3 protein-coding genes are annotated in these 2511 nt (G+C 44.1%); all 3 read right to left on the reverse strand.

Annotated features, from left to right (window positions below):
- Positions 1-82 precede the first annotated feature (82 nt).
- Positions 83-1510 carry a CD1107 family mobile element protein gene (locus tag WMO75_RS19275; RefSeq protein WP_028086446.1) on the reverse strand — a complete coding sequence of 476 codons (1428 nt, stop codon included), beginning with the start codon at positions 1508-1510 and terminating at the stop codon, positions 83-85.
- Positions 1473-1826, reverse strand: coding sequence for a DUF4315 family protein (locus WMO75_RS19280; RefSeq protein ID WP_227163109.1), 354 nt, complete (start codon positions 1824-1826; stop codon positions 1473-1475). The genes WMO75_RS19275 and WMO75_RS19280 overlap by 38 nt, the downstream gene beginning before the upstream one ends.
- Positions 1807-2511 (reverse strand): C40 family peptidase (locus tag WMO75_RS19285; protein WP_349078798.1); only part of this gene is annotated, 705 nt, incomplete at its 5' end. The genes WMO75_RS19280 and WMO75_RS19285, both read right to left, overlap by 20 nt.

Raw genomic sequence — 2511 nt, forward strand, 5'->3', positions numbered from 1 at the left:
AGCCATCTTTTCTTGTTCTGGCTCCAAGCACGGAAGCCAGTGCCATCGCAACCGATGGCTTTTCTGCAATCACTAATTTCATTTACTCCTGCTCCTCTTCTTCATCTTCTAGTACCTCATCATTGAAATCTTCATCTTTCAAAACTTCTGTCCCTGCATTTTCCTGTTCTTCCTGCTCATCTGCATCGTCTACCTCCCGTTTTTCTGACTCTGAATCTTCGGATTCATTTTCATCCTCTTCCATCTCATCTTCATCATCATATTCATGTTTCGGTTTGTAGACTTTCAAGTAATAACCACCTGCCGCAGCTCCAACAGCAACCAATCCGATCAGTAGATAAGTCCCTGCCAAACTTTTGTCTTCTGGCATCTGAATTTCATCCTCTACCTTATCTTTCTCATCTGTCTCTGTCGTTTCCGGCTTTTCTTCTTCAGCCTGTTTCTCTGGTTCTGCATAAACAATATCTACTTCCGGAAGTGTCACAGAATCAGAAAGTGTGAAGTTCATCAGGTCTTTCTCACTGACTTCGGTAAGGAAATACACATTATCCTGAGATTTTGAATTGTCGATGATCAGATAAAAAATCTTACCACTCTTAGTTGAAATGGTATAAAACTCTTTTGTGCCTTCCGTAGCTGTTTTGGTAACAGAATCTGCTGTCTCGCCTTCTTTATTAAGCTGTTCCTCAATACCTGTCACTGTCCGATCATCCACAGTTCCTTTTGCATCTGTTGGCTCAGAAGCCTGTGCATCCTGCGGAAGTGGTGAAGTCGTTGTTTTCTCAGTCCCAGTTGCATCTGCACTGGTCGTGGTTGCCATCGCACCATTGCTGTCACCTGAAGTTTTCTGTTTCTCTGCCTGCTTCTTTGCCCATTCATAATAAGGATTCTGCAACACATACTTTTCAGAAGTATTTCCGGCACCATCCGTTACCGTGATTTCAATCTGTTTTGTTGTAAAATCTTTCTGTGTCAGTTGCACTCTCAGCATTCCATCCTTCAGATCTGTATAAGTGGTGCCATTAACTGTCACAGAAGTAATGCCGGAAACGGTATCATTTCCCTGAATCGTCAGTACACCATCTGTCAGAGATGCAGAAAGCGTAGGCTTTTCTGTGTCATAACACTTAATAGAGCGATTCTGCTCATAGACCTTCCCCTCACCATCTGTCACACGCACATAGACCGTCTGATTACCAGTAATGGAAATACTTCCATTCCCTGTCACATCCTGCCAGCTTCCGTCTTTCCCAGCTTTCGCTTCAATTTTTGTGATAGAAAATCCTTCTGGCATATGACTGGCATCCACAGTAATTGCGACTGCCGTTTCCCCCTGTCTCCAGCCATCTGGCTTTTCAATCGTAATTGCGGGTGCTGTATTCTCTGCCGCTAACACACTCTGTGTCTGCAACATAGGCGATGTCAAGCAAAGAATCGTTGTTGCCGCAAGCAATCCTTTTTTCACGCTATTTTTAGATTTCTTCTGTTTCATCTTCTCTAAATTCATCATCAGACCTTGTTTCCTCCTTCTGTATTTCTACCCTGCCGGGCAGTTCATTTTTCATTCTCTTTTTGAAAGCTTCCAGCTCTGGAATGCTCATATCCATTGCACGGATAATTTTTACAATTTCCAGATTTTCCGCTTCTGTTTTTGCTATCTCCGCAGCCTTGAAACGCTTTAAATCTGCTTCATATCTGGCTTTGGATGCTTCCATTTTTTCCTTGGCTTTCTCATAATCTGCCGTTGCTTTTTCAAGACTTTTCATCGCTTCTCCTTTCCGGACGGCTGTTACACCGCCCTTTTCCTTACCATCGTCCGAATCCATAGAAATGACTCTGCCAGTATGGAGAGTTGATGGACGTATACTGCACCGGATGCCCACAATGGATCATCTGACCATTGCCCACATAGATTCCGATATGCGTTACCGGAACTCCTGCATCGTAAGTACCTGTAAAGAAGATCAGATCTCCTGGCTGTGCTTCTGACTGAGATACCGGCGTACAAATGTCATACAATCCCTGTGCCGTTAATCTTCCTGTATTCCTTACACCTGAATGTGTCAGGCAGTAACTTACGAATCCAGAACAGTCAAATCCACTTGGCGAATATCCACCCCACACATACGGTGTCCCAAGATATCTCGCTGCTTCATTTAACAAACGCTGTGCTGCTTCACTGGTATATTCATTGCCGCCAAATCCTGCCCCTTCTCCTGTTTCCAGATAAAAGATCGGGTTTAACCGCTCTCCATTTTTCAGAAGTTCAATGTGAAGATGGCTTCCTGTAGAATTTCCAGTATTTCCTACAAGCCCTATCTCATCACCTTTCGTGACGGATGCTCCTGCAGATACACTCCGGCTGCTTAAATGTGCATACCGCAGTTCATAGCCTTTACTGTCCTTGATCACAACATAATTGCCATAGCTGTCGTTATAAGCAGAAGTTGTAACCGTTCCGGTCAGCCCTGCCATTACTTTTGTCCCTTCCGGTGCTCCGATATCCATACC

Source organism: Blautia intestinihominis (assembly GCF_040096655.1).
Classification (GTDB): domain Bacteria; phylum Bacillota; class Clostridia; order Lachnospirales; family Lachnospiraceae; genus Blautia_A; species Blautia_A intestinihominis.